This window comes from Pseudomonas sp. PS02288 (genome assembly GCF_029959715.1).
Taxonomy (GTDB): Bacteria; Pseudomonadota; Gammaproteobacteria; order Pseudomonadales; family Pseudomonadaceae; genus Pseudomonas_O; species Pseudomonas_O kuykendallii.
Map to the genome: position 1 here is coordinate 1 of NZ_JASCPA010000069.1, position 22,069 is coordinate 22,069.

General features: G+C 65.2%; 16 protein-coding genes and 1 pseudogene. 3 read left to right on the plus strand and 14 right to left on the minus strand.

Going from position 1 to position 22,069, the window contains the following annotated elements; translation table 11 throughout:
• Window positions 1-63 precede the first annotated feature (63 nt).
• Window positions 64-1,827, minus strand: coding sequence for an L-lactate permease (locus QMX85_RS20705; RefSeq protein ID WP_282344073.1), 1,764 nt, complete (start codon window positions 1,825-1,827; stop codon window positions 64-66).
• A 122-nt stretch (window positions 1,828-1,949) separates the two neighbouring features.
• Window positions 1,950-2,861, minus strand: a complete 912-nt coding sequence (locus QMX85_RS20710; RefSeq protein ID WP_282344074.1) for a LysR substrate-binding domain-containing protein — start codon at window positions 2,859-2,861, stop codon at window positions 1,950-1,952.
• A gap of 283 nt (window positions 2,862-3,144) precedes the next feature.
• Between QMX85_RS20710 and QMX85_RS20715 the strand changes: the two genes are divergently transcribed.
• Window positions 3,145-4,575: an aspartate ammonia-lyase gene (locus tag QMX85_RS20715; protein ID WP_282344075.1), complete on the plus strand. Its 1,431-nt coding sequence runs from the start codon at window positions 3,145-3,147 to the stop codon at window positions 4,573-4,575.
• A 125-nt stretch (window positions 4,576-4,700) separates the two neighbouring features.
• Here QMX85_RS20715 and glsB read toward each other — a convergent pair.
• Both glsB and QMX85_RS20725 read right to left on the minus strand, forming a co-directional pair.
• Window positions 4,701-5,608 (minus strand): annotated as a pseudogene (gene glsB / locus QMX85_RS20720) (glutaminase B).
• A 71-nt stretch (window positions 5,609-5,679) separates the two neighbouring features.
• Entirely contained in the window at window positions 5,680-6,498 is an 819-nt protein-coding gene (locus tag QMX85_RS20725) for a helix-turn-helix transcriptional regulator (RefSeq protein ID WP_282344076.1), read from the minus strand.
• A gap of 155 nt (window positions 6,499-6,653) precedes the next feature.
• Here QMX85_RS20725 and QMX85_RS20730 point away from each other — a divergent pair, with 155 nt between their 5' ends.
• Both QMX85_RS20730 and QMX85_RS20735 read left to right on the plus strand, forming a co-directional pair.
• Entirely contained in the window at window positions 6,654-8,093 is a 1,440-nt protein-coding gene (locus QMX85_RS20730; RefSeq protein WP_282344077.1) for an alanine/glycine:cation symporter family protein, read from the plus strand.
• An 88-nt stretch (window positions 8,094-8,181) separates the two neighbouring features.
• Window positions 8,182-9,177: an asparaginase gene (locus QMX85_RS20735; RefSeq protein ID WP_282344078.1), complete on the plus strand. Its 996-nt coding sequence runs from the start codon at window positions 8,182-8,184 to the stop codon at window positions 9,175-9,177.
• A 148-nt stretch (window positions 9,178-9,325) separates the two neighbouring features.
• On the opposite strand, the gene QMX85_RS20740 is transcribed toward QMX85_RS20735, so the two are convergent.
• From QMX85_RS20740 to tssI, 10 genes are all read right to left on the minus strand, one after another.
• Window positions 9,326-10,321, minus strand: a complete 996-nt coding sequence (locus QMX85_RS20740; RefSeq protein WP_282344079.1) for a serine/threonine-protein kinase — start codon at window positions 10,319-10,321, stop codon at window positions 9,326-9,328.
• Window positions 10,318-11,049, minus strand: coding sequence for a PP2C family serine/threonine-protein phosphatase (locus tag QMX85_RS20745; RefSeq protein ID WP_282344081.1), 732 nt, complete (start codon window positions 11,047-11,049; stop codon window positions 10,318-10,320). Before QMX85_RS20745 ends, QMX85_RS20740 begins: the two co-directional genes overlap by 4 nt.
• Entirely contained in the window at window positions 11,049-14,576 is a 3,528-nt protein-coding gene (tssM, locus tag QMX85_RS20750) for a type VI secretion system membrane subunit TssM (RefSeq protein ID WP_282344083.1), read from the minus strand. The genes QMX85_RS20745 and tssM overlap by 1 nt, the downstream gene beginning before the upstream one ends.
• Before the next feature lie 16 nt (window positions 14,577-14,592).
• Complete coding sequence (icmH, locus tag QMX85_RS20755) at window positions 14,593-15,459, minus strand: type IVB secretion system protein IcmH/DotU (RefSeq protein ID WP_282344085.1); 867 nt, start codon at window positions 15,457-15,459, stop codon at window positions 14,593-14,595.
• Between the two features lie 5 nt (window positions 15,460-15,464).
• Window positions 15,465-16,796 (minus strand): type VI secretion system baseplate subunit TssK, encoded by a 1,332-nt coding sequence (gene tssK / locus QMX85_RS20760; RefSeq protein WP_282344086.1) that lies wholly within the window; start codon window positions 16,794-16,796, stop codon window positions 15,465-15,467.
• Window positions 16,793-17,284, minus strand: a complete 492-nt coding sequence (gene tssJ / locus QMX85_RS20765; RefSeq protein ID WP_282344093.1) for a type VI secretion system lipoprotein TssJ — start codon at window positions 17,282-17,284, stop codon at window positions 16,793-16,795. The genes tssK and tssJ overlap by 4 nt, the downstream gene beginning before the upstream one ends.
• Window positions 17,284-18,477 (minus strand): type VI secretion system-associated FHA domain protein TagH, encoded by a 1,194-nt coding sequence (tagH, locus tag QMX85_RS20770; RefSeq protein WP_282344088.1) that lies wholly within the window; start codon window positions 18,475-18,477, stop codon window positions 17,284-17,286. Before tagH ends, tssJ begins: the two co-directional genes overlap by 1 nt.
• Before the next feature lie 19 nt (window positions 18,478-18,496).
• The gene (locus tag QMX85_RS20775; protein WP_282344089.1) at window positions 18,497-18,622 is read right to left on the minus strand and encodes a type VI secretion protein; all 126 of its coding nucleotides are present in this window, start codon (window positions 18,620-18,622) and stop codon (window positions 18,497-18,499) included.
• Window positions 18,623-18,689: 67 nt separating this feature from the next.
• Complete coding sequence (locus QMX85_RS20780; RefSeq protein ID WP_282344090.1) at window positions 18,690-19,349, minus strand: DUF2931 family protein; 660 nt, start codon at window positions 19,347-19,349, stop codon at window positions 18,690-18,692.
• On the minus strand, window positions 19,342-22,069 hold a 2,728-nt coding region (gene tssI, locus QMX85_RS20785; protein ID WP_282344091.1), incomplete at its 5' end, for a type VI secretion system tip protein TssI/VgrG. The genes QMX85_RS20780 and tssI, both read right to left, overlap by 8 nt.

The window sequence follows — 22,069 nt, forward strand, 5'->3', positions numbered from 1 at the left end:
CGGCCATCCCGCGCGGATGGCCCCAACGTGAAGGGCGCGCCTGTGCGCGCCCCGCAGGCGGCGTCAGTGCCCGCCCACCACCATCGCGGTGAACGGCGAGACGTACGCCTGCAACGTCACCAGCAGGCCCACCAGCACGGCCAGCACGATGGAGTGGAAGAACACGTAGCGCAGGATTTCACCCTCGTGCCCGTACCAGCGCGTCGCGGTGGAGGCGACCACGATCGACTGCGCATCGACCATCTTGCCCATCACCCCGCCGGAGCTGTTGGCCGCCGCCATCAGCACCGGGCTCAGCCCGAGCTGCTCGGCGGTAACCTTCTGCAGCCCGCCGAAGAGCACATTGGAGGCGGTATCCGAGCCGGTCAGCGCCACCCCTAGCCAGCCGAGCAGCGTGCCGAACAGCGGATAGAAGATCCCCGTCGCGGCGAACGCCAGGCCCATGGTCGCGTCCAGCCCCGAGTAGCGCGTGAGGAAACCGAGCGCGAGCATCGCCACGATGGTGATCAGCGAATAACGCACCACCCAGATCGTTTTCACGTAATGCTTGGCCAGGGCCAGTGGCGAGTAGCCCATCAGCAGACCGCCGATGATCGCCGCCAAGAGGATGCCGCTGCCGGTCGAGGTGAACCAGTTGAACTTGTACAGCGCCTCCTCGGTTTTCGCCTGCGGCACGACCGGCGGGACCTTCTCGATCTTCTGGTGGATGGCGTCGAAGGTCAGCACCGGCGAGAAGATCGGGTTGGCCTCGGTCTTCGGCTTGCCGGTGGGGTCGAGCAGCACCGCGCCGGTCTGCGGATCGAGCGCGGGACGGGTATCGAACATCGACTTGAAGCCCTGCGTGCCCCAGGCGAAGACGAACACGGTGAGGATGATCCACGGCATCCAGGCGCGCAGCACGGCGCGCTGGCCGTCGCCGGAGAACGCCGCGGCGCCGCCGGGCTTCTCATCCGGATCGACATCCACCTTGGAATTGTCGACGCGGCCCGACAGCGCCGCCGAGGTGTGGACGGTCTTCGGTTTCCAGACCCGGAGGAAGCCGGTCAGGCAGGCCATCGAGATCAGCGCCGCGATCACGTCCACCAGCATCGGGCCGTGGTAGTTGGAGACGATGAACTGCGGCACGGCGAAGGTGACCCCCGCGATCAGGATCGCCGGCCAGATTTCCATCATCTTGCGCCAGCCGGCGAAGGCCCAGATCAGCCAGAACGGCACGATCACCGAGAAGAACGGCAGTTGCCGGCCGACCATCGCCGACAGCTCCATCTCGTCCAGCCCGGTGACCTTGGCCAGGGTGATGATCGGCGTGCCCAGCGCGCCGAACGCCACCGGCGCGGTGTTGGCGATCAGCGCCAGGCCGGAGGCCGCCAGCGGCGAGAAGCCGAGGCCGATGAGGATCGCCCCGGTCACCGCCACCGGCGTGCCGAAGCCCGCCGCGCCCTCGAAGAAGGCACCGAAGCAGAAGGCGATCAGCAGCAGTTGCAGGCGCCGGTCGTCGGTGATCCGCGCCAGGGAGTCCTGCAGCACCTTGAACGAGCCGTTCTCGGTGGTCAGGCGGTGCAGGAAGATGATGTTGAGGACGATCCAGCCGATTGGCAGCAGACCGTTGGCCGCGCCGTAGAGCGCCGCCGAACCTGCCATGCCGGCGGGCATGCCGAAGGCGAAGATCGCGATGACCAACGCCGAGCCCAGCGCCATCAGGGCCGCCAGGTGTGCCTTGACGTGGAAGAAGGCCAGCGCCGCGAGCATCACGACCACCGGGACGGCGGCCATCAGCGTCGATAACAGCGCATTGCCAAAGGGGTCGTAGAGTTGTTGCCAGATCATGTGCCACCTCTTTTTTTATTGTTAGTAGCGAACGGTACGGAGCGGTCCTGCAGCACGAAAAGCAGCAGCAGTATAGGTCGTTTTCCCAGCCTGCCAGGCCGATCGAAAAAAGCCCGGAAACCTCACTCCTGAGCGCTGTTCGCGGCACTTTCGAGCTTGCGCCAGAGCAGGCGCACGGTGGCCTTGCGCAACAGCGCGCAGCGGTACAGGCGAATCTCCAGCGGCACCTGCCAGTGTTCGCCGCCACACACGCGCAAATCGCCGCGCGCCAGCTCCGCCTCCACGCTCAGCTGCGGCACCCAGGCCGCGCCCAGCCCCTGCAGCGCCATGCTCTTGAGGCTGTCGGCCATCGCCGTTTCGTAGACCGTGGTCGAGCGCAATGCACGCTGGCGCAGCAGCAGGTTCACCGAGCGACCCAGAAAGGCTCCGGCGCTGTAGGCGAGCAGCGGCACGCTCTGCCCGCTGTCGAGATCGAACAGCGGCTGGCCGTCGGCCGCCACCGCGCACACCGGCAGCATCGAGGTGGCGCCCAGGTGCAGCGAGGGAAAGATCTCCGGGTCCATCTGCAGCGCGGCATCCGGGTCGTAGTAGGCGAGGATTAGGTCGCAGGCGCCCTCGCGCAGCGCGTGCACCGCCTCGCCGACGTTGCTCGCCAGCAGGCGGCTGGCGATGTTCAGGCCCTGCTCGCGCAGACCGGCGATCCAGGCCGGAAAGAACCCCAGCGCCAGCGAATGCGCCGCGGCGATCTGCAACACCTCGCCCTGCTGGCCTTCGAGGTGGTGCAGATGGCGCGCCACCTCGCCCAGCTGTTCGACCACGCTGCGCGCGCTGACCAGGAACAGCTGCCCCGCCTCGGTCAGCTCCACCGGCGTGCGCGCCCGGTTCACCAGGGTCAGCCCCAGCGCTTCCTCGAGGCTGCGAATGCGCCGGCTGAAGGCGGGCTGGGTGACGAAGCGCTTCTGCGCCGCCTGGGAAAAGCTGTGCGTGGCGGCCAGGGCGATGAAGTCCTCCAGCCATTTGGTTTCCAGGTTCATGGCGGTTCTCGGCAAGATGGCGAGGAGATTATGCCTCTACTGCATCAGGACGCTCACCCGCTCCTTCATTCAACGGTCGTCGAAATGCACAGCAAGGCGCCGCATCCGCCGGATTTTGGGAACATTACGGCCGGACACGTCCCGTCGCCGGCCAAGGTCACGCGAATGCTCATGCCGTTCCGGCATGGGTCAGCGTTTAACAGCATTGGCCGTCGCCTCGCTGGCCGCCCTACTCTGCACGCCATCGCGGCATCGTCCGCTTTTCCAGAGTCAGCTCACCATCATGTCCAGCGTCGCCGCCCCTCGCATCGAAAAAGACCTGCTTGGCACCCTCGAAGTCCCCGCCGAGGCCTACTACGGCATCCAGACCTTGCGCGCGCTCAACAACTTCCGCCTGTCCGGCGTTCCGCTGGCGCACTACCCGAAGCTGGTGGTCGGCCTGGCGATGGTCAAGCAGGCCGCCGCCGACGCCAATCGCGAGCTGGCTTATCTGTCGGCGGACAAGCACGCGGCGATCAGCCAGGCCTGCGCACGGCTGATCCGCGGCGAATTCCACGAGCAGTTCGTGGTGGACATGATCCAGGGCGGCGCCGGCACCTCGACCAACATGAACGCCAACGAGGTCATCGCCAACCTGGCGCTGGAAGCGCTCGGCAAGCAGAAAGGCGAGTACCAGCACCTGCACCCGAACAATGACGTGAACATGGCGCAGTCGACCAACGATGCCTACCCGACGGCGATCCGCATCGGCCTGCTGCTTGGCCACGACACCCTGCTGGCCAGCCTGGAAAGCCTGATCCAGGCCTTCGCCGCCAAGGGCGAGGAGTTCGCCCAGGTGCTGAAGATGGGCCGCACGCAGTTGCAGGATGCCGTACCCATGACCCTCGGCCAGGAATTCCACGCCTTCGCCACCACCCTCGGCGAAGACCTCCAGCACCTGCGCCGCCTGGCCCCCGAGCTGCTCACCGAAGTGAACCTCGGCGGCACCGCCATCGGCACCGGCATCAACGCCGACCCGCGCTACCAGGCGATCGCCGTCGCCCGGCTCGCCGAGATCAGCGGCCAACCGCTGAAAGCCGCGGCCGACCTGATCGAGGCCACCTCCGACATGGGCGCGTTCGTGCTGTTCTCCGGCATGCTCAAGCGCACCGCGGTGAAACTGTCGAAGATCTGCAACGACCTGCGGCTGCTCTCCAGCGGCCCACGCACCGGGATCAACGAAATCAACCTGCCGCCGCGCCAGCCGGGTAGCTCGATCATGCCGGGCAAGGTCAACCCGGTGATTCCCGAGGCGGTGAACATGGTCGCCTTCGAGATCATCGGCAACGACCTGGCGCTGACCATGGCGGCCGAGGGCGGCCAGTTGCAGCTCAACGTGATGGAGCCGCTGATCGCCTACAAGATCTTCGACTCGATCCGCCTGCTGCAGCGCGCCATGGACATGCTCCGCGAGCATTGCGTGGTGGGCATCAGCGCCAACGTCGAGCGCTGCCGCGAACTGGTCGAGCACTCGATCGGCCTGGTCACCGCGCTGAACCCCTACATCGGCTACGAGAACGCCACGCGCATCGCCAAACTGGCGCTGGACAGCGGCCGCGGCGTCCTCGAACTGGTGCGCGCCGAAGGTCTGCTCGACGACGCCATGCTCGCCGACATCCTGCGCCCGGAAAACATGATCGCCCCGCGCCTGGTGCCGCTGAAGGCGAGCGTTTAAGCCCTGACGCGTCAACGGTTGGGACCACTCTCCCCAAGCCCCTCAGGGAGATACAGCGCGAGCTGTATCTCCTTTTTTCATGGGTCGGAGTCCGGGGTGGGGAGGAGGCAACAAGCGCCGCCGACCTAGAACACCGAGGCCCCGATGCGCTGGCTGAGCAGCTCCAGCGCGGCCATTCCCGCCAGCGAGTTGCCCGCCGCATTCAGCTCCGGCGACCACACGCACACGCTGAAGCGCCCCGGCACGATGGCGACGATGCCGCCGCCCACGCCGCTCTTGCCCGGCAGGCCGACGCGGTAGGCGAAGTTGCCGGCTTCGTCGTACAGCCCGCTGGTGGCCATGATCGAGTTGACCTGCTGGGTCTGCCGCTCGCTGAGAATCTGCGCGCCGCTGTGCGTGCAGAAACCGTCGTTGGCGAGAAAGGAGAAGGCCCGCGCCAGGTCCACGCAACTCATGCGCAACGCGCAGTGGCTGAAGTAGCTGCGCAGCACCGCTTCCACGTCGTTGTGGAAATTGCCGAAGGCCTGCATCAGGTAGGCCATGGCCGCGTTGCGCGCGCGGTGGCGGTACTCGGATTCGGCGACGTGCAGGTCCACCGCCACCTCGCGATTGCCGGACAGGCGCCGGACGAAATCGCGCATGGACAGCGCCGGCGCGGCGAAGCGCGACTGGTTGATGTCGCAGATCACCAGCGCGCCGGCATTGATGAAGGGATTGCGCGGTCGGCCGAGCTCGAACTCCAGCTGCACAGCGAGTTGAACGGTTGCCCGGAGGGTTCGTGGCCGAGGCGCTGCCAGATCGACTCGCCCGAGTGCTCAATGGCCTGTACCAGGCTGAACACCTTGGAGATGCTCTGCACGGAAAACGGCGTCTGCGCATCGCCGGCGCTGAACACCTCGCCATCCAGGCCGTACACGGCGATCCCCAGTTGCGTGGCGGGCACTTCGCCCAGCGCGGGTATGTAGTCGGCCACTTTGCCCTGGCCGATCAGCGGGCGAACTTCGTCGAGGATTTCACTTAACAGCGCGTGCATGCTCAGGCTCCCAGGCAACCTCAGCTAGACGCCGACCGCCCGTGCGAAAGCACAGCGAACGGCCAGAGCGCTCACGAGCTCTCGAACAAACCGTCCCTGACCGGCCCGACTGCCAACCGCTGGCGCACGTCGTCGTCGATGCGCGGGTCGTCCGGGCGGTAGAGCATGACCTGGCGATAGGCACTGACCCGGTTGATCTCCTCGCCGAGGAATTCCCACACCACGCGCGTGCAGGCCGGGGTGCGGCGGTCGCCGCTGGAGACGCCGGTCTTGATGCCATTGAGGCGGGTGATGCGGCTCTTGTAGCTGGGAATGAGGATGGTCTGGCTCATCTCGTTGAGCGTCAGCGACTCGTAGTCGATGAGGAACACCCGGTCCTGCAGGTGGAAAGCCGCGCCCAGGTAGCGGCAGCGCACCCAGTCCTCGGCCGGCAGGTTGCTGCTCGCCGAGCGCTCCTGACGTTCCTGGCGCTCGAACAGGAAGGTGCCGCGCTCCTCACGCAGGTGCACCAGCGAGAGCAGGATGTTGCCCGGCACGGACATGCAGTTGGAGTACTCGAAGTAGTACCCACAGTAGCGCGCCAGGCTGGCGGACTGCTCGCGCAGCGGCTGCAGCAGGCTGTACAGCGGGTCGCCGGAGGGCGTGCTCGGCGTATCGCCGCCGCGCGCGCCGATCAGCCGGGCGAACTGTTCGGGTGGCAGGCCCAGTTCGTAGTCCTCGACACCGAAGAAATCGCCGATGCGCCTGAGGTTGTAGGCGGTGGGCCGGCTCTGCCCGTTCAGGTACTTGTTGAACTGCGCGCGGTTGATCGCGAGCTTGCGGCAAACCTCGGAAATCGACCGGTAGTGGCTGCACAGCAGCTTGAGATTGACACCGATGGAATCAGACATCTGGCGGGTTCGATTGATGCGAATGGCGCTACCTTAGCATCAGATCGCTTCAAGCAGGCAAAGCCTGCGAAATTGACTGGTTCTTCTCGATCACCAACCATTGGTGGTTTCCGGCGGTTTACCCTTCGCAGAACAACAACATAGAGACGCCTCCTATGCTCGATCTTCTGAATGACCTCATCTGGAGCAAGCTGCTGATCGTGATGCTGATCGGCCTTGGCCTGTTCTTCACCATCGCCTCGCGCTTCGTGCAGTTCCGCTACTTCGGCAGCATGTTCCGGATCTTCGCCGAAGCCTTCCAGCGCCAGCCCGGCCAACTCAGCTCGTTCCAGGCGCTGATGCTTTCGGTGGCCGGCCGCGTCGGTGCCGGCAACATCGCCGGGGTCTCGGTGGCTGTCATGCTCGGCGGGCCAGGCGCCCTGTTCTGGATGTGGATCGTCGCCCTGGTCGGCATGGCTACCAGTTACTTCGAATGTTCCCTGGCCCAGCTGTACAAGCGCCGCGAAGCCGACGGCAGCTATCGCGGCGGACCCGCGTTCTACATCCAGCACGGCCTCGGCCAGCGCTGGCTGGGCATCCTCGTGTCGATCCTGCTGCTGATCACCTTCGGCTTCGGCTTCAATGCCGTGCAGTCCTATACCGTGGCCAGTTCGATGCATGACACCTTCGGCGTGCCGACCCACATGAGCGGTCTGGTGCTGGCAGCCATCATCGGCCTGATCATCTTCGGCGGCATCAAGCGCATCGCCCGTTTCGCCGACGTGCTGGTGCCGGTGATGGCCTTCTCCTACATCGCCATGGCGCTGCTGGTGATCGGCTTGAACATCGGTGAGGTGCCGGCGACTCTGGCGCTGATCGTCAAAAGCGCCTTCGGACTGGAGCCGGCGTTCGCCGGCGGCCTCGGCGCAGCCATCATCATGGGGGTCAAGCGCGGTCTGTTCTCCAACGAAGCCGGCTTGGGCAGCGCACCGAACGTCGCGGCGGTCGCCGAGGTCAAGCATCCGGCGGCGCAGGGAATCGTGCAGTCGCTCAGCGTGCTCATAGACACCATCATCCTGTGCACCTGCACCGCGCTGATCATCCTGCTTTCGGGCGTCTATCAGCCCGGCAGCGAACTGTCCGGCGTAGTGCTGACGCAGACCGCTGTCGCTGCCGTCGTCGGCGAATGGGGCCGGGTATTCGTCAGCGTTGCGCTGCTGCTGTTCGTCTTCACCACGCTGATCTACAACTACTATCTCGGCGAGAACGCGCTGGGCTTCTTCAGCCAGAAGCGCACGCCGGTTCAGGTCTACCGTGTCCTGGTCATCGCCCTGGTGCTCTGGGGCTCGATGCAGGACCTCGGCACGGTCTTCGCCTTCGCCGATGTCACAATGGGCTTGCTCGCGATCTGCAACCTGATTGCCCTGGCCCTGCTCTTCAAGGTCGGTTTGCGCCTGATGCGGGACTATGACGCGCAGGTCAGGGCCGGCATCGAATCGCCGGTATTTGATGCCGGGCTATACGCCGACCTCGACCTGGACACCAGCGCCTGGTCGCCGGCGGCGCCGCCGCAGGTCACCGCGAGCGTCCCGCCCACCGTTACCGGCCACCGATAGAGTTTCCGGCACAAGGCGCGCTCACGCGGGCGTCGGCGGCATCCGCCTGCGCCCACGCACGCCCACACCCTCCGAGGGGAACGGCCCGATGACGGCTATCGCAAAACTTCTGGTGCTCTACACCGGCGGCACCATCGGCATGCAAATGACCACGGAAGGCCTGGCACCGGGCTCCGGCTTCGAAGCCCGGCTGCGCGCGCAACAGGCACTGGAGGATCCTGCGGGCCTGCCGCCCTGGGTCTTTCAGGAGCTGCTGCCGCCGCTCGATAGCGCCAACATGAGCCAGAGCCACTGGCTGCAGATGGCCGCGCTCATCCGCGCCGCAGTCGATGAACAGCGCTGCGATGCGGTGCTGGTGCTGCATGGAACAGACACCCTGGCCTACAGCGCCGCCGCGCTGAGCTTCCTGTTGCTTGGCCTGCCCGCCCCCGTGGTACTGACAGGCTCCATGCAGCCGGCGGGAGCGCCGGGCAGCGACGCCTGGAGCAATCTGTTCGGCGCGATGCGAGCGCTGCACGACGGCCTGAAAACCGGCGTTCATTTGTTCTTCGACGGCGCCCTGATGCACGGCGCGCGGGTCACCAAGCTGCGCAGCGATGCTTTCGACGCCTTCACCGTGCTGCGGCGCCGGCGAGAGGGTGAGATAGCCGGCGCATTGCTAGCCGCACTCGACTACCGTCAGCCGCGCCAAGCGGTGAACCTCGCGGTACTGCCACTATTTCCCGGCATCCGGGCCAGCCACGTCCGCGCCCTGCTCGCCAGCGGCGTGCGCGGCCTGCTGCTGGAGTGCTACGGCAGCGGCACGGGCCCCTCGGGCGACGCCGACCTGCTCGCCGCCCTGCGCGAAGCCCACGCCGACGGCGTCGTGCTCGCCGCCATCAGCCAATGCCCACAGGGCCACGTCGAATTCGGCGTTTACGCCGCCGGCAGCCAACTGCGCGACGCCGGCCTCATCTCCGCCGGCGGCATGACCCGCGAAGCCGCACTCGGCAAACTCTTCACCCTCCTGGGCGCCGGCCTCGGCCAGGCCGAAGCGCGACGCTGGCTGGCGCTGGACCTGTGCGGGGAAATGGCGGAACGCTGAGGATCAAGGAAAGCGTCGCCTGGCGGGCGGTTTCTAGCGCCGTCAAACAGGCGCCGCTGATCCAGGCCTGCCAAACGACATTCGATACGGCATCTGCACAAGCTTCCTCTTCAGCCAGCGCCGCGACGGTGCTGCGCCGGATTCCCGCTCATGCCGGCCGCCGGCCCAGCCAGCGCATCAGCCGCGACGACGGTTGCGGCGCTGCGCGGAAGGCCTCGAGCAGTTCGTCCAGGCCTGCCCGGCGCGTAGGGTCGAATGCCAGGCCGGCCTGCAAGGCACGGGCAATCGAGGGCGCCAGGACCGAGGCTTCTGCCTGCAACTGCATCGCCCGCGCCTGCTTGCCGCTGAGGCGGCGGAACGGATGCCGCCCCGTACATAGCTCGTAGAGCACGCAGCTCAGCGCGTAGATGTCGACAGCGGCGCTCAGCGCCTCGCCATCCAGCAGTTCCGGCGCGGCATAGCGCAACGTCCAGGCGGCGAAACGGCTGCGGCACAATTGCGGCAACCCCTGCAGGCGGTTCTCCTGGGCCTGGCCGAGCCCGAAATCGAACAGCCGCAGACCCTGATCGCCAACCATCACGTTGCTCGGTTTCAGGTCGCCATGCAGCACGCCGGCGGCATGCGCATGGGCCAACGCTTCCAGCAGCGCCAGCCCTATCTCCCGCGCATCGCCCCACGGCGCGCCGGCCGGGTGCTCGTCGATGAAGCGATCCAGCGTGCAACCGCTCAGCAGCTCGAGCGTGATGAAGGCGCGCTGGCTCAGCGGGTCGATATCGAACGCATGCAGTTGCACGACATTGGGGTGGCGCAGGCGGCTGGTCAGTGCGAACTCGCTGTAGAGCAGTGCGCTGGCGTCCGGGTATTCGGCGAAGTCTTCGCCGAGGGTCTTCAACGCCACATACGGCTGCGGGTCGCCGAACTGTTCGCGCAGCAGGTCGCACGCCTGGTAAACGGCGCCCATGCCACCGACACCCAGAAGCCGCTCTATCCGGTAGCGCCCGCAGAGCACCTCGGGCAATGCCGCCGATGTCGGCGTCAGCGGTGGCACGCGCGGCCCGCTACGCGCGCCGGCAGCGAAGGCAAAATAGGTCAGGTCCGGGTCGGCGACTGCCTCCGCGGCGAGGGGATTCGCCGGATCGGTCATGGGCGTACCACCACGGCGCTGAGGTTGTCCCGCGCCGCTCCGTCCAGCACCTCGTCGAACAGACGCCGGATCGCCAGCTGCGGCGATGGCAGGCTGAGCGCCGCCCCCAGCGCACCGACGGACAGCTCGCGATAGAGCCCGTCGCTACAAAGCAGAAACACGTCGTCCGGGAAGATATCGAACTCTAGGATATCCAGACTCAGCAGCTCGGCGACGCCGATGGCGCGGGTCAGCGCCTGGGCCGCAGGATGCCGCGCCGCCTGCTGCGGGCTGAGTTCACCACGGTCGAGCAGTTGCTGCTCCAGGGAATGATCACGTGACAACTGATAGAGCCTGCCGCGCCGCCAGAGATAGCAGCGGCTGTCCCCGGCCCACACGCACGCCCCCCGCGCGCCCTCCAGCAGCAGCGCTACCACGGTGCTACCGATGACCGGGTCGGGCCGCTCGGCGGTGACGGTAAGGTGCTGATGCAGGCGCCGGTTGATCTCGTGCAGGCAGCGCCGAAGGCCCTGCACACGCACCTGCAGATCGCGCTCATCGGGCAGCCCGGCCAGTCGATCGACGATCAGCCGGCTCGCCAGCGCGCCACGCTGATGCCCGCCCATGCCATCGGCGACGACCCACAGGCGGCGCTCCGGCAGGTCGAGAAAGGCATCCTCGTTGCGCGCGCGAACCTTGCCGGTGTCGGTCCGCGCCGCGCTGCGCAGGCGCTCGGCCAGCGCGCCCATCACAGGGTTTCCGGCAGCTTGAAGTCACGCAGCATCGCCACGTCGAAGGGGTTCGGCGAACGCTGGCTATGCAGCAGGTAGTTGGCTCGCAACCCGCCCAGGTCGGCCTTGAGCATCAGTACATCGCGGCCGCTGTAGTACTCGGTCTGCATCAGGTCGATCAGGCGAAACAGCGACCAGGGCCCGGTATTGCGCTCGATGCCCACGCGCCGGCCGCCCAACTCCTCGACCACCAGGCTGGTCCGCCCGTCGCTGGCTGCCGCCGGCCAGTGGAAGGCGGTCGGCACGATGGGCCCGTGGCGGTACTCCAGCTGTTGTTCCCCCACGCTGAAATCCGCGCGCCCCAGGCTGGAGTCCAGCGAATAGGGCTCCAGCGTGAATAGCACCTGCGGCTCGCTGGCGTTCTCGGCGAAGAAGCTCTGGCGGATGATTTGCGCGTGCGCCATTTGCAGGAGGAATTCGCGTGACAGTGGCAGCCCGCGGCCATCGACCCGACGAAGTTGATAACGGTCGGCAGCACCGCTGACGAAGGGTCTCAGGTAGGCCTCGAAGAAGCGCTCGGCGATCCCCTGGCTCTTGAAGAACTCTCGGAAGTCGGCAAGCGCCACATCGCTGGCACTGCTCGCGTCGAACGGATAGCGGCGGTTCAGCGAGCCCTGATAGGCCGCATACAGCTCGCTCCGATAGCGCTGGTTCAGATAGTCATGGGCCCCATTGAGCACCAGCATCCAACTGTCCTCGGCAAGCCCACCGAGCCAGGCGCCGACCGGTTGCGGCAGACGGGCGGAGCTACCGCGCAGCAGATTGATCGCATCGAGTTGGCCCCCCATGCGCGCCTTGGCCAACTCGAAGGCGGCCTGCTCGGGCGCACTCGCGCTGGCCAGGCCGGCAAGCTGCTGCTGCAGCCCGTCGAGGGCCTGCAAGGTCGTCAGCAGGAGCGGAGCGGGACCGCCGTTGTCATCCAGCAACTGGTGCAATGGCAGAAAGCGTCGCTCCACGGCCTTGCGCGCGGTATCCGGCAGCGCCTTCGCCAGGCTTGCCTGGGCCTGTTCCGCGACGCCGGCCAGCTTGACGAGCCTGGGCTTCGCGCCAAGCGCCTTCGCGGCATCCGCGAGTTCCGGGCCCTCGTCGGTCACGTCGGCGAGGCCGCGAAAACGGGTGTTGTCCCGCACCTCGGCGAGCAGTTGCAGCAACGGCGAGTTCGCCGCGCTCAGGCCGGCAAGCTCTTCGGCCCCCTGCCGGGGGTCGCCGATCGGCTCCAGGGAAAGCTGCGCCAGCGCCTCGGACCAGTAGTTGGCGTAGTCACGAAAATACAGCTGCTCGATGTCCACCAGCAGGCGACTGAGATCGCCACCGCTCAACCCGTCACCCTCCCCTAGCACCCAGTTGTCGCGCATCAGGTCACGCACCAGCGTTGGACCCTGGCCGACGAAGAATTGCCCGTAGCCTCGCTGGGTGTAGAACCCCGGAATAGCGAAATCGCTTCCTCCGAACAGCGCGGCCTGCGGCCCCAGCTGTTGGGCGAAGCGGTAGTCCGGCAGGCTGCGCGCCTGTTCACGCAGCATCCGATAAACGACGTTGGCCAGTGATTCGCGGCGAAGCACTTCTCGCGCCTGCGCGACCAGTCGATCATCCAGCACGTAGCTGAAGGGCCCGCCGAGCAGGTGTTCGAGATGCTTGCTCAACCCCTCCTGAACCTGTGCGTTACCGGAATAACGCTGCGACCAGTCGGCGGCAAGCCGCTCACGTAGAACCGCAGGGTCGCGGCGCTCCTCGAGATTCAGCATGAGGTAGGCGCGCAAGCTACCGAGCAGACGCTCGCGGTCGCCCAGGCTGGCGCGGACCTGCGCAGCCAGTTGCCCGGCGATACGCGGCAACAGCATGTGCTCCAGGTCGCGCCGGTAGTTCTGCGTGACGCTGGGCTCCACCTGGCGCCGCTGATACAACCCGGCCCTGTCGACGATCGACACCTCGTCGGAGTCCGGAAACACCTGGGTGGCCGCAAAGCTGTCATCGAGCGCCTTCAGTACGGAGCCGGCATCACCCTGTCGGGCCGTTTCGCTACGCCCAGAGCCGAGGCCTTGCGCCAATGCGCGCAACTGCTCGAGGCGGTTCTGGTTCGCCGAAAAGCCATTGGCCCACAAAGCGCCGAAGCCCAGCAGACAGATGCAGGCGGCGACATACAGGCCGCGCTGCCCCCAGTCGATGCGCCGCCGCTCCCGCTGATCGAGCCCGGCGAGTTCGGCTTCGGGAAAGATCACCTGATCCATCAGGTGATGGATGAACCACGCACGTCCGCGCCGGAACGTCGGCAGGGCGCCGCTCGCCAAACCCAGCTGGCGCCCTATGGCACGCGTGTCCGGATCGAGTTCGTCCTGTACCTGCGGCGCACTGGTCAGGTAGAAGCCCCGTAACTGGCTGGCGCGTTGGTAGCGGTTTCCGGAGAAGGCCAGTTCGATGAACAGGCACAGGTGTTCGCCGATCTGTCCCAACTGGTGGGGAAAGTCGAGAATCCGCCCGCGCCGCTGGGTATCGCGCTCCTGGTGCATGCGCTGGATCACCTGACTGTTCAGGCGACGCAGCAGCTCTTCGAACTCCTGGCGGACTATCTGGGCGTCCGTACCGTTCTGTTCCTGGCGAAAACTGGTGCCGAGCACCTGGTCGCTTTCCTCTCGGGAAAGCGTATCGAAGAACTCCTCGAAACCAGGCACCTTGTCGGCCTTGCTCAACACGAGGTAGACCGGCACTTCCGCGCCGAGTCGCTGGTGCAGCTCGTGCAGGCGTTGACGCACCTGGCGGGCAAGCGCCTCCAGCGCCTGCTCGCTCTCGTTCTGCAGACAATCGACCGGAACATTCACCAGCACGCCGTTGAGGGGACGGGCACGCCGCCGACGCAGCAGGCCAAGCAATGTCTGCCAGGCCGACGCGTCCACTGCTGCATCCGGCTGTGTGAGGTAACGCCCGGCGCAATCGATGAGGACCGCATGCTCGGCAAAGTACCAGTCGACGTTTCGGGTGCCGGATACCTCGCGGGTCAAACGATCCTCGCGTGGGTTAAGGGGGAACTCCAGGCCGGAAAAGTCCAGCAGGCTGGTTTTGCCGCTGCCTTGCGGGCCAAGCAGCAGGTACCAGGGCAACTGGTTGCGCCAGTGCTCGCTACGTCCGCGGTAGAGGCTCGAACGACGCAGGGTGCGCAAGGCGTCGCGGTAACGGCTGCGCAACTCGCCCTGCTCCTCGTTGAGCAGGCTGTCGCGGCGCTTGCGTTGCTGCGCCACCTCGTCCGTTTCCTCGCGTTTCTTGCGGGCCGTCGCGCGCCAGTTGGCGAATACCATGCCGAGGCCCCACAGCAGGAACAGCACGCTGATGCTCAGCAGTCGGCTGTCTGCGGATTCCCAGAAGCGGACGTCACCCACCGCCAGCAAGGGTCCGGCAAACCATACGAGCAGCGCCAGCAGAAACACGAGACAGAGTGTCCAGACCCATGTCCTACGCATGAAGGCGCCGAGTTTGGCGAAGAATCCTTTCATTTCTTCCATCCTCGATTCACTGACGGTCGGTGGCGACCGGGTCGGGCAGTCGGTAGGACTGCAGTACGGCTTCGCGCTGCGCCTCGAGCGCCCAGGCAAAACCGCCATAGGTGATCGCCAGGCAAATCAGCGTGAACAGCGCCACCATCCACCCTGGAACGATGCGCACCAGGCGTCGTCGCGAATCCTTCAGCCCCTGCCAGTGAGGCGAGACATCCCGCGGGACATCGCCACGCAGCTGGCGAATCTGTCGATACAGGCTGTCGCGGATCGCCTCCAGCTCCAGCATGCCGCGCGGGAGGACACGAAACTTGCCTTCGAAGCCGAGGGACAACGCCAGGTACATCAGCTCCAGCATCGGCAGGTGCTTGACCGGGTTGCGCGAAAGCCGCTCCAGCAGCTGGAAGAACTTCTCGCCGCCGAAGGTTTCGTTGTGGAAGGTGCTGAGCAGGCTCATCTGCGACCACTCGCTTTCGTTGCCCCAGGCCGTGGTCACCACCGCTTCGTCGAGCACCGTGCAGAGCACATATCGGGCGGCCATTACCTGGCTGCTTTCGGCGCCGTCATGCAGCGCGCGGTGCTCGAACAGCTTGATCTCGCTGGCCAGGCGGGCCTGCAACGCGCCGATATCCTCGGCCTCGAAGCTGTGCTTGAGGCGCACCACGTCCGAGAGCAGCGCCGAGGCGGCGGCCACCAGCGGATTGAGGCCGAGGTTGAACGCCTGTGCCGGACGCAGGCGGGCGGCGTAGATCATCCGCTCCTCCAGTTGCTCATACCGGGGCGGCGCGGCGAAGTCGGTGAGCGGGCTTTGCGCCGGCGCATCGCCGTGGCGATTGACGATGACGGTCCTGTCGTCCTGTGCGTAATCCATTTCTCTGATCATGTCGTTCAGTTCCTGATCGCCCAGAATTTCAGCTCGAGACCGGGAAATTCACCGGACAGGTGGAAGGCGAAACCACCGGAGCGCTCCAGTTGCGCCAGTTCCTCGGAGTTGAGTTCGAGCGCGAAATAGGTCTTGCCGGCATGGAACGGAATCTGTCGTGGCGCCACCGGCAGCGGCTTCACCCTGATTCCGGGCAGATGGAGGTTCACCAACTGGCGGATACGCTCCACCGGGCCGACCTTGAGATGCGCCGGCAGACGATTGCGCAGTTCCTCGGAGTCGCACTGGGCGCTGGCGGCGAGGATGAACGAAGCCGCGCCAAGCAGCGTGTGATCATGCAGCGGTGACACCTGGATACCGTACTGACGCTGCTGCAAGAGCAACTCGATGGCGTGCTGTTCGAGCACCATCGACAGCACCTGACGGATCGCATCCATCAACCGGCGAAAACTCAGGCCCTGGTCGCTGTGCTGGTAGCGACGGTCCAGACGTGGGCGCTTGCTCTCGCTGGCGAAGGTCGCCAGCTCACCGAGCAGCCCGAGCAGTTCGCGAAAAATCTGCTCCGGATGTACCTGCTCGATGCCCAGGTAATGGCGCAGGAGCGGCTCGTAGCGGTTTATCAGCTGGAGCATCATGAAGTCGCCGACTTCGGCGCCGCCGACCTTGCCGGTGGCACTAATCCGCTCCGCGAGCGTATCGCCGCGATGAGCCAGCATGCTGATCACTTCCTTGAGGCACGACTGCAGATAGGCGGAGGCCTGGAAGTGCAGGAAGGTCGGAATGAACTCCGGATCGAGACTGACCAGCGCGTCCGGCGTGGTATCCAGCACATCGCAGAGCTTCAGTTTGACGTAGGCCTGGTCGCTTTGCTGCTCGCCGAGGAGCAGGCGGAAATCCGGCCGCGCGCAATTGACCTGGCTCGCCGCGGCGTCGCCCGCGTTGGAATCGGTCACCTCGGTTTCGATGGCGGTGTAACGCGCAAGAACGTCCTTCTGCTCGACCCGGCGGGTTTCGATGTGATTGCCAGAAACCAGCGGCAGGGCCAGGTAGATCGGCGTATTACCCGTGTTCGGAGGAACGTCCAGCGCCAGCGGCTCGCGCTCGGCGCCGATCTCGAACAGTGTCCCATCGGGCAGGATGCCGCTGGCCTGACTTAGCACCAGTTTTCCGGTCCCGAGGAACTGGCGGTCGATCTCCAGGGAGAAAAAGCCCCACGCGTAGCTTTCCAGGCGCTGCGTGCGAACCTTGAACTGGTAGTCGTAGTACCGGTCGTTCTGCTGGAAGTGCTGCGGGCGCAGCAGCATGCCCTCTTGCCAGACCACCTTCTGCGTCGTCATGGCCGGTTACCCACCCGGGCCGCGACGCTCGCGGGATCCTCGATGCCGCGTTCATCCAGCAGCAGCGTGATGGTCTTGCGCTCCTTCGGCTGCAGCGCGATCACGTAACGCCAGCGGGCCTCCGGCAGGTCGCGATAGGCCGCCAGAACGCCGACGTAGCGGCTGCCCTCCTGAACGGACAGCTTCAGTTGCCGTTCTTCGCCCGGCCGCAATTCGAGCTCCTCGAGGGCAACCAGATCCGGCGAAAGGGCTTCCTTGGGACGCTGATAGAGGGAAAAGAAATCGGCATTCTCGAACGCCACGGGATGCTTCAGCTCGAGCAGGCGCAGGACGATCGGAGAGGGCCGCCCATTGAGGTCGGGGTTCAGGGTGTCGCTGCCGCGCAGCTCGAGATCGAGCTTGGTCAGGGTCGAGTACGGCGACAACGAGGAGCAGCCGGCCAGGACAAACACGGCGGCCGACAGGGCCAGCAAGCGAATCATGGGCATCATCCTTGAAGGTCATTGTTGAGGGTCGCGATGAGCCTGACCTGTTCTTCATAGGCCTTGGCGAAATCGCCGGCGAACAGCCGTTCGCTCCATTCATCGTCCTGCCGAATGACCCGGTGCAGGCGTCCGTAGGCGCGCCACCGCGCACCCGCGGTGGCGAACGGCGATTTGCCCTCGCGCTCGAAGCGCAGCGCCAGTTGCTCGGGCGACAGCAGTTCCAGCTGGCTCTTGAGCGCCGTCCGGCTCGCGGCAAGCAATGCCACCTGATGCGCCTGCAGGTCGCGAAAGCCACGGTTGATTGCCTGTTCGGCGCTGAGCTGTCCCGGACCAGACTCACGTAACAGGGCGGTCAGCGCCGACTGCCCGTCCGGGTCGTTCTTGAGAGGGTTGTTCCCGGTGGGCTGCACCGTCGTCAGCGGCAGACGCAGCTCCTTCTTCAGTTCGCGGCGCGTGCTCAGGCTCTGCTGCAGCCCGGCGATGCTTTGCCGAAGAAGGCGTGCGGTTCTGAGCACCAGGGCTTCCCGCTGCACATCGTCGAGCCCGGCGAGGTCGACGCCCAGGGCTCGTGCATATCGCTCCCAGAAGCTCTCCGGAAAAGTTGGTGGCGCCGCCGTTGTGGGCGCAGCAACCGCAGCCACCGCCGGAACCAGCGCGGGGATCGGCAGGCTCTCGGTGTCTATCCGCGCGTAATCGCGCTGCTGCGCTGCGGGAGGCTGCGGACGGGTCAGCGCCGCGAGTTCATCGACCTCGGCGTAAATGCGCTCCTGCTGGTCCAGCGCGGTCAGCGGGTCCAGGTCGAGAAAGGCATCGTCGGGAATGATGCTGCCGGCGGGCTGCGGACGGCCGACGTCGCCCTCGAACGAGGCGGGGTCCTGAACCAGCCGCGCACGAATTTCATAGTCGCCGAGGCAGTACACCGCGCCATGTTCGATCCGTTGCGGCTGACCCTTGCCCAGGCTGGCACCGTTATCCTTGAGCTGGATGCCGTTGCTGCTGGTGTCGGTCAGATAGAAGGCGCCGTCGCGGTAGCTGACTTGAGCATGACAGCCAGACAGCACGCGCTTGCGGTCGGGAATGACCCAGTCGCAGTTGTCCGCGCGCCCAATGATCCCGCCAGCCTGCTTGAAGGTCTTGCTGGTGAGCAGGCCGGGGGCGAACTGCTGCGTGCCGACCATATCGAAAACCAGTTCCATGGCATGTAACTCCTTGCCTTCAGTTACCGCGATTGGTCACCTGCGGATCACCCAGCGGCCGATACTGATCGTCGTTGAACCGGTAGTTTCCGGAGCAACCAGCCAGTGCCATTGCCAACAGGCTACAGAGCAATAATCTGTTCATTCCATCGGCCCTCCCTGGGCCTAAATGTCGGCTTAATAGGCTCCTCGCAACTACGCGCGAGCAGCGCCTACCAGGATCCATAGGGAATCCCGAATTTTTCGATATAGGCTTTGGACTCCGGCTCGAGCGGCAGGGCGTATTGACCACCACTTCTCCCCAGGAATGGTCCGATCTTCACCACTGCCCCCTGCACACGAGCGACCTCGATGGCGGGAAGGCATACCCCCATAATCCAGGTCTTGGTGACGCCACCAGGTGCCAATCCGATAGTCAGGGTGTTGCGGTAATCGGTGATCCATTTACCCAAACCGCGGCAGTAGACTTGCTCGCTACTGAGCATCTGCTGGCGGGTCGCCTCGGGAATTTCAATGTAGGCCTCGTAGGTCCGCGGCTCGGCCAAGGATTGCCAGCGCACGTAGATCAAGCGGGGCAGGTCGGCGCCATGGACGTTCTTGCCTTTTCCCCCTCCCGGGTTAGCTGGCCACCCCTCCGGCTTACCCTTGAAGTTAGGTGGGGTCTGAACCGACGCAATGCCACTCATCGCTCGCCGAAACACATGCCCCTGGATGTCCACCGCGTCCGCCGTTTCGATCCACACTTCCATGTAGCTGGGCCCCCCGAAGCCTAGCCACCAGGACTCATAGGGCAGTGGCCGACCAAGGCCATGGACGCAACCGGCGAGCACAAGGCCGAAGCAAAGCACGCAGAGACGCTTCAGCTCATTCATTGGGATATTCCTCCCGTACTCCGCTATCGGTCGGCCGATTGGCGAAGACGATACTGAGGGATGCATTCCAGTGCGCGGATAGATGGATGTAGTGCCGATACAGAAGGGACTCTTCAGCCTCGCTCAGCGCTGGGGTGGCACTTTCGCCGAGGACGAGTGCCTGCAGTTTCTGAAATATGGACTCCAGCTCGACCGGGAAAGCCAAGTGCGGGCTCGGAGGGATATCCTTGAAGGGCACCTTTGCTTTCACCGCCGCCTCGCGCATCGCTCGCAGGTACACCAGAGAAAGCCCACCCGCCACCTGGCGGTCGCTGCGCACCGCGGCGTACACGCGTTTCTCTTCCTGATGCCAGGCTTTTCTATAGTTGTTCTCGCTGTTCACTGCCCAACTGACGATCTCCAGTTCCAGCCCGTAGCGCTGGAGTGGAAGCAGATCCGCATCGAGCGCCCGGAGGGTGTCCAGATAAGCCTTGGACCGCTCATTGGAAATGTAGGATTTCTCCGTGCTGAGGCGCGGTTTGCTCAGCAGCAGCCGTTCACGGGCCTGCGGCAGGTATCCGCCACCGATATCCGAATGAGCGCCGGGAAGGACGATGTCGTTATCTGTCTTGATCAAGGCAAAGTTGTAGCGATGTTCGTCGCGAGCGACGAACTGCACGACCTTGCCGATATCCCCCGGAGCCAACCGCAGATTCAGGCCGGGATTGAGTGCATTGGCCGGGGTGAGATCGCCGTGCAGCGGATCGAAAATGCCGGCGACCGTATCGAACAGACCAACGAAGGTGATGCCGAAGTCGACCTTGGGCTGCCAGGCAAACCCCGGAGCCAGCATCGGCGAGTCTGCTGGCAAAGCAGAAGCAAGCAGGCTGCCCGGACCTTTCAACAAATCGTTGGCGAAATGCCGGGCCGCCGCAGCACCGCGGCTGAAGCCAAACAGGTCGAACTCGATGCGACGGATCAGAACATCGGGATTTTTTTCGACAAACCGAGCCACACGCTCTTGGATAGTATCTGGAGCCTGCTTGACTCTCACCAGAACGCCCGTTTCGCCCAGACCGGTCACCTGGCTATAGAGGGAATCATCACCGCCGCTGCTGGTACCGATCCCTTCCATGTACACAGCGAAAGAAGCCTGCCTAGCAGCGGGCCCCAGCTCTTCGTAGCTCTGGTCGACATACAGGTCATACAGCCGCGCCACGTTAGTGGTGTCGTTGCCATAACTATTGTTCGGGGAGCGGCCCAGCCCGTCGTAACCATAGGCCGCACAGAACCGACGAATATCTTCCGCCGCACCTTCAAGGTCGACATCCCTGGCGTGGCAGCCCGCGACGCTCTCACTGTTGGACCGGTTGTTGCCGGTGCCGTCGAAGAACACACCGATGCGCAGCGTTATTCCGCCCTCTTCAAGCTCTTCTTCCTCCTCCTCTTCTTCTGCAACTGGGCTGCTGAAAAGCACTGTCGCAAGCGCGTTCGACAGGGGCTTGCTCAGCACTTCACCGGCCTGGGATACGGCGGCGGCACCTGGAAGCAACGGGCCGAGGATACGGATGCTAGCACCCCGTCCTGGCGCGCCGCCCGAGTTCATTTTCACCGTGGCGCCGTTGATGCAGATGCCACTGGCATCCAGCTTTATCCAGCTACCACCGCCCTTGAGGGTCAGTTCGCTGCCGGCTTCGAGAACCACCTTGAAACCGCTACCCAGATGGATTTCCTGACCGGCTTCGACGAACTGCCCGTTACCTATTCTGACGTGCTGACTCCCCCCAATCCCCAGGTGGTCATCGGCCCTGACCTCCACCCGTCGGTCGGCGTGGGTGGTGCGGTGTTCCTCGGCCTTGAGCTCGGTGTAGCTGTTGGCTTCCACCGTGTCGTGGCGTTCGTGGCCGATGCGGATCCTCTGGTCGTGCTCGATGTTTTCGTCCCAGTCGCGCTGGGCGTGCAGATAGATCTGTTCCTGACCCTTGCGGTCTTCGATGCGCAGTTCGTTGTAGCCGGCTCCGCCGGGCGAGCTGAGGGTCTTGAACACGCTGCGGGTCTTGTTCGCCGGTAGCGCGTAGGGCACCACGTGTTCCTTGTGGTACAGGCAGCCGCTGATCAGCGGCTGGTCCGGGTCGCCTTCGAGAAAGCTCACCAGCACTTCCATGCCGACCCGCGGGATGGCGATGCCGCCATAGCGGTCGCCCGCCCAGCTGCTGGACACCCGCAGCCAGCAGCTGGTCCTGTCGTCGGCCTGGCCGTGACGGTCCCAGAAGAACTGCACCTTGACCCGGCCGTATTCGTCGCAGTGGATTTCCTCGCCAGGCGGGCCGGTGACTACCGCGCTCTGGCTGCCGAGGATGCGTGGCTTGGGATGGTTCAAGGGCGGGCGGTAGGGCACGTCCCAGGGCAGGGCGCTGAAGTGGTTGCGGTAGCCTTGGGTAAAGCCTTCTGCCTGCTCCTGATGAATCGACTCTTCCAGCACCTGCGGTTGCTTGCCTTCGTGGAGCACTTCGTCGAGCAGCCAGAGCTGGTTCCAGGCGCTGCGCGGATGGGCGGCGAGGGCGAGGAAGTGGCCGCTGGAGAGCGTGGGCTGATCGCTGTCGCCTTCGGCCAGCTGGTAGTCGGCGCGATGACGTTCCAGGGCGCGCTTGGCCAGGTGCTTGCCGCGGCTCCGATCGACGAAACGGCCGGGATAGTCGTAGTCCTCGAGGTCCGGCTGGGCGTCGCTGCGGGCTTCGCTC

Excerpts from the sequence above, each read along its gene's own strand:
- QMX85_RS20780 (WP_282344090.1), bottom strand. The coding sequence starts at position 19,349 with ATGAATGAGCTGAAGCGTCTCTGCGTGCTTTGCTTCGGCCTTGTGCTC.
- QMX85_RS20740 (WP_282344079.1), bottom strand. The coding sequence starts at position 10,321 with ATGACCGATCCGGCGAATCCCCTCGCCGCGGAGGCAGTCGCCGACCCG.
- QMX85_RS20705 (WP_282344073.1), bottom strand. The coding sequence starts at position 1,827 with ATGATCTGGCAACAACTCTACGACCCCTTTGGCAATGCGCTGTTATCG.
- QMX85_RS20745 (WP_282344081.1), bottom strand. The coding sequence starts at position 11,049 with ATGGGCGCGCTGGCCGAGCGCCTGCGCAGCGCGGCGCGGACCGACACC.
- QMX85_RS20725 (WP_282344076.1), bottom strand. The coding sequence starts at position 6,498 with ATGTCTGATTCCATCGGTGTCAATCTCAAGCTGCTGTGCAGCCACTAC.
- tssK (WP_282344086.1), bottom strand. The coding sequence starts at position 16,796 with ATGACGACGCAGAAGGTGGTCTGGCAAGAGGGCATGCTGCTGCGCCCG.
- QMX85_RS20730 (WP_282344077.1), top strand. The coding sequence starts at position 6,654 with ATGCTCGATCTTCTGAATGACCTCATCTGGAGCAAGCTGCTGATCGTG.
- icmH (WP_282344085.1), bottom strand. The coding sequence starts at position 15,459 with ATGATCAGAGAAATGGATTACGCACAGGACGACAGGACCGTCATCGTC.
- QMX85_RS20775 (WP_282344089.1), bottom strand. The coding sequence starts at position 18,622 with ATGAACAGATTATTGCTCTGTAGCCTGTTGGCAATGGCACTGGCTGGT.
- tssM (WP_282344083.1), bottom strand. The coding sequence starts at position 14,576 with ATGAAAGGATTCTTCGCCAAACTCGGCGCCTTCATGCGTAGGACATGG.
- tssJ (WP_282344093.1), bottom strand. The coding sequence starts at position 17,284 with ATGCCCATGATTCGCTTGCTGGCCCTGTCGGCCGCCGTGTTTGTCCTG.
- QMX85_RS20735 (WP_282344078.1), top strand. The coding sequence starts at position 8,182 with ATGACGGCTATCGCAAAACTTCTGGTGCTCTACACCGGCGGCACCATC.
- QMX85_RS20710 (WP_282344074.1), bottom strand. The coding sequence starts at position 2,861 with ATGAACCTGGAAACCAAATGGCTGGAGGACTTCATCGCCCTGGCCGCC.
- QMX85_RS20715 (WP_282344075.1), top strand. The coding sequence starts at position 3,145 with ATGTCCAGCGTCGCCGCCCCTCGCATCGAAAAAGACCTGCTTGGCACC.
- tagH (WP_282344088.1), bottom strand. The coding sequence starts at position 18,477 with ATGGAACTGGTTTTCGATATGGTCGGCACGCAGCAGTTCGCCCCCGGC.